General features: G+C 34.4%; 1 protein-coding gene. It reads right to left on the bottom strand.

Going from position 1 to position 672, the window contains the following annotated elements; translation table 11 throughout:
- Window positions 1–408 precede the first annotated feature (408 nt).
- Window positions 409–672 (bottom strand): hypothetical protein (locus GC105_RS17760; protein ID WP_425481549.1); only part of this gene is annotated, 264 nt, incomplete at its 5' end.

The raw sequence follows: 672 nt of genomic DNA, 5'->3' as shown, positions 1-672 counted from the left end.
AAAAGACAAAAGATAAAAGACAAAAGATAAAAGACAAAAGATAAAAGACAAAAGATAAAAGACAAAAGATAAAAGACAAAAGATAAAAGACAAAAGATAAAAGACAAAAGATAAAAGATAAAAGATAAAAGATAAAAATAAAAGATAAAGACTAACTTGACAGACAAGAGGGGAATCTGATATATTAGTAATACAAATTCTGTGATTGGAAATAGTAAGTTAGATACTGAAATAAAGCGATTCGAGGGTGGTGTGAGCTCGATATGGAAGTGCTAATCTGAATGGCTCCATGAGAAGCAGTGTGAATTAATAGTAGCACTTGCCGTGTGTTTCACGTTATAGAAACGGGGTATCGACGTTTTTTAGTCCGTACCTTGCAGAGTGAGACTTTTAGGTGGCAATACGAAATTATACATTTCGTCCTTTTATGGATGGGATGTTTTTTTTATATTTATTGTTATTTCTTAGTCTAACATGGGTGGCAACACGGAGCATTTCGTCCCAATTTATTGGGGTGAGGTGCTTTTTATCGTGAAGACAATGAGCCAAGCGAAAAGGAACTTTTCGCTTATAGTTCTTTTGAGGAAGCAGACAAATGGCTTGCCAATTTGGCTGTTTTAACAAAAGAACAAATGAAAACTTGTTTTCATTTGGCGAATGCCCGCGTAGAGA

Source organism: Alkalibaculum sporogenes (assembly GCF_009362815.1).
GTDB lineage: Bacteria > Bacillota > Clostridia > Eubacteriales > Alkalibacteraceae > Alkalibaculum_A > Alkalibaculum_A sporogenes.
This window is presented reverse-complemented; position numbering and strand designations above follow the sequence as displayed.